Genomic DNA, 6,103 nt, shown 5'->3' on the forward strand with positions numbered 1-6,103 from the left:
CCGCGTCTCTGGACGATCCGGAACGCCCCTCTGTGGAACAGGATGGCGGGAGTTGTAGTGGTGATTTGGGGGATACGTCAAGAATTATTTCTGAAAATCGGAAGCGATGTTTCTGCATCAAGCCTCAGCGAGGAATCAGGCGAGGTGTGGCCAAGATGGGGACCGCCCCGGACATGCCGGCTCGCGTTTTAGATGAGATTGGTGCCGGTCGCGGAGAATGCCATCTTTTCCCTCTGATCTCATGCAAGTTGGAATATCAACGATGGACGCTCTCAGTTTGTTCGGCCTGTTCGCGGTCACGGCGATGCTTGTGAGCTACGCGCTGGAGGATCGCAGCCCCTGGTTCATTCTCGTCTTCGCCGGCTCCTGCGCGCTCGGCTCGGCTTATGGATTTCTGCAGGGCGCCTGGCCGTTCGGGCTGGTCGAGGCGATCTGGGCCCTGGTGGCGCTGCGGCGCTGGATTGGCAGACAGCGGCAGATTGCATAGGCTGGCGCGGCGAGGGGGTGCTAATCTGGCAAAAGCTGCGGCAACGATGCCCGCAACCCAATCTCCCAAATCGAACGAGCAGCGCATGTGGCCGGACCGCCGACTCCTGAAGCTCTTGAAGACCGAATTCCCGATCGTGCTTGCCCCGATGGCGGGTGCAATGGACGCCGAACTGGTGATCGCCGTGGCGCAGGGCGGCGGGCTCGGTTCGCTGCCTTGCGCCATGCTGTCGGTGGAAAAAACCCGCGAGCAGATCCAGATCATCCGCCAGCGCGTCTCCGCGCCCATCAACATGAACTTTTTCTGCCACACGCCGGTCGAGGCCGATCCGGCGCGCGAGGCCGGATGGAAGGAGAGGCTTGCGCCTTATTACAGCGAGCATGGCATCGATCCGCAGGCCCCCGTCACCGCGGCCAACCGCGCGCCGTTCGATGCCGCGATGTGCGGACTGGTCGAGGAGCTGAAGCCGGAAATCGTCAGCTTCCATTTCGGCCTGCCGGATCCGGCGCTGCTTGATCGCGTCAAGGCGGTGGGCGCGCTGGTGATGTCGTCGGCGACGACCGTGCGGGAGGCGATCTGGCTCGAGGAAAACGGCGCCGACATCATCATCGCGCAGGGCGCGGAGGCCGGCGGCCATCGCGGCATGTTCCTGACCGACAATATCGCCGAGCAGCCCGGCACCTTTGCGCTGGTGCCACAGGTGGTCGACGCGGTGAAAGTGCCCGTCATCGCCGCCGGCGGCATCGCCGACGGCCGCGGCATCGCTGCAGCGTTCGCGCTGGGCGCAGCCGGCGTGCAGATCGGCAGCGCCTATCTGCGCTGTCCGGAATCCCTGGTGAGCGCGCCGGCGCGGATCGTGCTGGCCCATGCGCATGACGATTCAACCGTGATCACCAATGTCATGACCGGACGCCCGGCGCGCGGCGTCGCCAACCGCCTGATGCGCGAGGTCGGGCCGGTGTCGCCGCATGCGCCGGCGTTTCCCCATGCCGCGACGGGGCTTGCACCGCTGAAGGCCGCTGCCGAAAAACTCGGCAAGGTCGATTTCACCAGTCTTTGGGCGGGGCAGGCGGTCCGGCTCGGCCGCGAGATGCCGGCAACCGAGCTGACCCGGGCGCTGGCGGGCGCAGCCCTGGTGCGGATGAGCCAGTTGGCGCGCTGACAGGCTGGCCGCAGGGTGGCGGTCCAAGCCGGGAAGGTTGCGGCGCGAAAGCCGCGTCTGCTATACGGCGGCCTGGAGTTCCGAGACTCTCCAATAATTTCCCGCGAGGCCGTATATAATGTCCGTCGACGCCGCCACCGTCCGTCGCATCGCGCATCTGGCGCGGATCGCGGTCAGCGATGCCGAGGTCCCCCATTTGCAGGGTGAACTCAATGCGATGCTGGCGTTCGTCGAGCAATTGTCGGAGGTCGATGTCGAGGGCGTCGAGCCGATGACCTCGGTGATGCCGATGGCGATGAAGAAGCGGCCGGACGTGGTCGATGATGGCGATATCGCCGACGATATCGTCAGGAATGCGCCGGCGACCGAGCAGCACTTCTTCCTGGTGCCGAAGGTCGTCGAGTAGAGTTTTGAAATCGTGTTTTCCTGCGCAGCCGCTCGCCGGCCGGCGTTGCGAAGACGCCACGAGCCAAGGGACGGGATGTCCGATGTGCCTGCTTTGCGACGATGAAAAGGCGTATCTCGCCTATATGAACTATCTCGACGCGATGGCGCGGCAAGGTAAGGCCGCCGATCCAAACCAGGCGGTCGATACCGTGCTCGATCAGCTCCAGGCCGCCGACCAAGCCGCCGATCAGGCGCGGGCCAAACGAGACGACCCGGCCGACGACAAGACCCTGTCCCCGTTCTTCTGCAGCCCGATCAATAAATGACCGATTTGACATCGCTGACTCTCGCCGAGGCCAGACAGGGTCTCGCGAGCAAATCTTTCACGTCGCTGGAACTGGCCGACGCGCATCTCAAGGCGATCGAGCTATCGCGCGCGCTCAACGCCTTCGTGCTGGAGACGCCGGATCGGGCCCGCGCCATGGCGCGCGAGGCGGATGCGAAGATCGCGCAGGGCGAGGCTGGGCCATTGGCCGGCATCCCGCTCGGCATCAAGGATCTGTTCGCGACCAAGGACGTGCGCACCACCGCGTGCTCGAAGATCCTGGGCAATTTCGTGCCGACCTACGAGTCCACCATCACCGCGCAGCTCTGGCGCGACGGCGCGGTCATGCTCGGCAAGCTCAACAATGACGAGTTCGCGATGGGCTCGTCGAACGAGACCTCGTGTTTCGGGCCCGTCGCCAATCCCTGGCGGCGCGAGGGCAAAAACACGACGCTGGTGCCCGGCGGCTCCTCCGGCGGCTCGGCCGCCGCGGTTTCGGCACTGCTGTGCATGGGCGCGACCGCGACCGACACCGGCGGCTCGATCCGCCAGCCGGCCGCCTTTACCGCGACCGTCGGCATCAAGCCGACCTATGGCCGCTGCTCGCGCTGGGGCATCGTGGCGTTCGCGTCCTCGCTCGACCAGGCAGGGCCAATCGGCCGCACGGTGCGCGACGCCGCGATCCTGCTGCGCTCGATGGCCGGCCACGACCCCAAGGACACCACCTCGGTGGACATCGCCGTGCCGGATTACGAGGCGTCGATCGGAAAATCGGTGAAGGGAATGAAGATCGGCATCCCCAGGGAGTATCGCCTCGACGGCATGCCGGCCGAGATCGAAAAGCTCTGGAGCGAGGGCGCGGCGTGGCTGAAGGCCGCCGGCGCCGAACTGGTCGAGGTGTCGCTGCCGCACACCAAATACGCGCTGCCGGCCTATTATATCGTGGCGCCGGCGGAAGCCTCGTCCAATCTCGCGCGCTATGACGGCGTGCGCTATGGCCTGCGCGTGCCGGGCCGCTCGATCGGCGAGTTGTACGAAAATACCCGCGCCGAGGGCTTTGGCGCCGAAGTGCGCCGGCGCGTCATGATCGGCACCTACGTGCTGTCGGCCGGCTATTACGATGCCTATTATCTGCGCGCGCAGAAGGTCCGCACCCTGATCAAGCGCGATTTCGAGGACTGCTTTGCCAAGGGCGTCAACGCGATCCTGACGCCGGCGACGCCGTCGGCGGCGTTCGGGGTCGGCGAGAAGGGCGCCGATCCGATCGAGATGTATCTCAACGACATCTTCACGGTGACCGTGAACATGGCGGGGCTGCCGGGCATCGCGGTGCCCGCCGGCAGGGATGCGGCGGGCCTGCCGCTCGGGCTGCAACTGATCGGCCGTCCATTCGACGAGGAGACGCTGTTCTCGCTCGGAGAAGTGATCGAGCAGGCGGCGGGCCGTTTTACGCCGGCGAAATGGTGGTGAGCGTCGCCGAGTTCAAAGCGAGCCTGTCGGAGGGCTCGCCCGCGCCTTCGCTCGAGCCGCCGCTCGCAGGACTGTGGTGGGTAGCGAGGGGCGACTGGGACAGGGCGCACAGGATGGTGCAGGACGAGCGGACCGCGGAGGCCGCCTGGGTGCATGCCTATCTGCACCGTGTCGAGGGCGATCTCGGCAATGCCGGCTACTGGTATCGGCAGGCCGGACAACCCGTCGCGACGGGCGCGCTCGACGCTGAATGGGAGCGGATCGCAGTGGCGCTGCTCGCAGCGTGACGGTGCACGAGACGGGCATGCCCGCCAGGCAACGGGCTAGTTCAGCTTTCCCTTCGGCAACAAATACTCGTGCACGTGCGGACAAATGTTGCCGCCGCACTTCTCGCCCTTGATCAGGGGATCGAGCTGGGCAAGCAGCACCTTGGCATTGAACACTTTGGGCGGCGCCGACTCGACCGGAGCAGGCAGGAAATGCACGTCACCCTCGATTCCGGGCTTGGGGATCGAGGCGCCGCCGCCGTAGATGAACATCACGGCCGCCATCCGGGTCGGCGCGTCGGATCGGCTCGCAAGGCTGCCCTGCTGCCGCCAGGCGGCGAAATCGGCAATCTCGTCCTGCGAAAGCGAAGGCCTGATCTGCAGCGAGGCCAGCGAACTGTTCAGCGCAGGCGCGACATGATCTTCCGGCGTCGGATGCCGCGTCACGAACTGCATGTCGGAGAGGATCTCAAATCCCGCAAAACCCTTCTCGACCGCGAGCTCCGCGCAGCGATTGAGCCAGTAGACCTGAACGCTTTCCCGGGTGGTGAAGCCGTTGCCCTGAAAGGCGACGCGAAAGACGTCCGGTCTCAATTCCCTGACATCGAACCCGCCGAGCAGGCCAGACTGCTGGTAAGGTGTCGCACACGATACAAGCGTGACGGCCGCAGCCGCCATCATCAACCAACGAAACATTACTCGCCCCAAATTCCCCGATACAATTTCTACGGTACCTGTCGCCGTCGCGTCAATGCCTGACAGAAACGAGCGCAGGTTGATCGGGGACGTTCTGCCGGGAGGCTTGGTTCGCGACTCTCCTCCTGCGATCGCAGGCTTGACTGGCGCGAGACGTTGCGCGAAGCCCAAACCCGCCCCAGATATCCCTTTATCCGGAAACCGAGACCATGAGCGCTTCTGCCACTCCCCATAAGCTGATCAAGGGCGCGACCGGCGACTGGGAAGTCGTCATCGGCATGGAAATCCATGCCCACGTCACCTCGAAATCAAAGCTGTTCTCCGGCGCCTCGACCGAATTCGGCGGCGAGCCCAACAGCCATGTCTCGCTGGTCGATGCGGCGATGCCGGGCATGCTGCCGGTCATCAACGAGGAATGCGTGCGGCAGGCGGTGCGGACCGGGCTCGGCCTGAACGCGCAGATCAACCTGCGCTCGGTGTTCGACCGCAAGAACTATTTCTATCCCGACCTGCCGCAGGGCTACCAGATCAGCCAGTACAAGTCGCCGATCGTGGGCGAAGGCGAGGTTACGCTGGAGCTGGACGGCGGCAGGACCGCGACCATCGGCATCGAGCGGCTGCATCTGGAGCAGGACGCCGGCAAGTCGCTGCACGACCAGTCGCCGAGCCTGTCCTATGTCGATCTCAACCGCGCGGGCGTAGGCTTGATGGAGATCGTCTCCAAGCCCGACATCCGCGACGCCGAGCAGGCCAAGGCCTATGTGACCAAGCTGCGCTCGATCCTGCGCTATCTCGGCACCTGCGACGGCGACATGGAGAAGGGTTCGTTGCGCGCCGACGTCAACGTCTCCGTGCGCAAGCCGGGTGGGCCGCTCGGCACCCGCTGCGAGATCAAGAACATGAACTCGATCACCTTCATCGGCCAGGCGATCGATTTCGAGGCGCGCCGCCAGATCGAGATCCTCGAGGAGGGCGGCGCGATCGACCAGGAGACCCGCCTGTTCGACCCCAACAAGGGCGAAACCCGCTCGATGCGCTCCAAGGAAGAGGCGCACGACTACCGTTACTTCCCGGATCCTGATCTGTTGCCGCTGGAATTCACCGACGCCTATGTCGCCGAGCTCAAGACGGGCCTTCCGGAGCTGCCCGACCAGAAGAAGGCGCGCTTCATCGCCGAATTTTCGCTCTCGCCTTACGATGCGAGTGTGCTGGTGGCCGAGCGCGAGAGCGCCGACTTCTTCGAGACGGTGCTGGCCAAGCTCGCCAATCGTGTTCGCGACGGCAAACTCGCCGCCAACTGGGTGATCAAC

8 protein-coding genes are annotated in these 6,103 nt (G+C 65.0%); 7 read left to right on the forward strand and 1 reads right to left on the reverse strand.

Features of this window, described 5'->3' with window-relative positions:
* The first annotated feature begins 262 nt into the window (after nt 1-262).
* The 6 genes from WCB02_RS14450 to WCB02_RS14475 all read left to right on the forward strand — a co-directional run bounded on the left by WCB02_RS14450 (nt 263) and on the right by WCB02_RS14475 (nt 4,118).
* The gene (locus tag WCB02_RS14450) at nt 263-487 is read left to right on the forward strand and encodes a hypothetical protein (RefSeq protein WP_423958899.1); all 225 of its coding nucleotides are present in this window, start codon (nt 263-265) and stop codon (nt 485-487) included.
* A gap of 85 nt (nt 488-572) precedes the next feature.
* Complete coding sequence (locus WCB02_RS14455) at nt 573-1,649, forward strand: NAD(P)H-dependent flavin oxidoreductase (protein ID WP_423958900.1); 1,077 nt, start codon at nt 573-575, stop codon at nt 1,647-1,649.
* Between the two features lie 118 nt (nt 1,650-1,767).
* On the forward strand, nt 1,768-2,055 hold the full coding sequence (gatC, locus tag WCB02_RS14460) for an Asp-tRNA(Asn)/Glu-tRNA(Gln) amidotransferase subunit GatC (protein WP_423958901.1): 288 nt from the start codon (nt 1,768-1,770) through the stop codon (nt 2,053-2,055).
* Between the two features lie 82 nt (nt 2,056-2,137).
* Entirely contained in the window at nt 2,138-2,362 is a 225-nt protein-coding gene (locus WCB02_RS14465; protein ID WP_423958902.1) for a hypothetical protein, read from the forward strand.
* Nucleotides 2,359-3,831, forward strand: coding sequence for an Asp-tRNA(Asn)/Glu-tRNA(Gln) amidotransferase subunit GatA (gene gatA / locus WCB02_RS14470; protein WP_423958903.1), 1,473 nt, complete (start codon nt 2,359-2,361; stop codon nt 3,829-3,831). Before WCB02_RS14465 ends, gatA begins: the two co-directional genes overlap by 4 nt.
* Nucleotides 3,822-4,118, forward strand: a complete 297-nt coding sequence (locus WCB02_RS14475; protein ID WP_423958904.1) for a hypothetical protein — start codon at nt 3,822-3,824, stop codon at nt 4,116-4,118. Before gatA ends, WCB02_RS14475 begins: the two co-directional genes overlap by 10 nt.
* A gap of 36 nt (nt 4,119-4,154) precedes the next feature.
* On the opposite strand, the gene WCB02_RS14480 is transcribed toward WCB02_RS14475, so the two are convergent.
* The gene (locus tag WCB02_RS14480; RefSeq protein ID WP_423958905.1) at nt 4,155-4,793 is read right to left on the reverse strand and encodes a CC0125/CC1285 family lipoprotein; all 639 of its coding nucleotides are present in this window, start codon (nt 4,791-4,793) and stop codon (nt 4,155-4,157) included.
* A 209-nt stretch (nt 4,794-5,002) separates the two neighbouring features.
* Here WCB02_RS14480 and gatB point away from each other — a divergent pair.
* On the forward strand, nt 5,003-6,103 hold a 1,101-nt coding region (gene gatB / locus WCB02_RS14485), incomplete at its 3' end, for an Asp-tRNA(Asn)/Glu-tRNA(Gln) amidotransferase subunit GatB (RefSeq protein WP_423958906.1).

Source organism: Bradyrhizobium sp. (genome assembly GCF_049581145.1).
Lineage (GTDB): Bacteria > Pseudomonadota > Alphaproteobacteria > Rhizobiales > Xanthobacteraceae > Bradyrhizobium.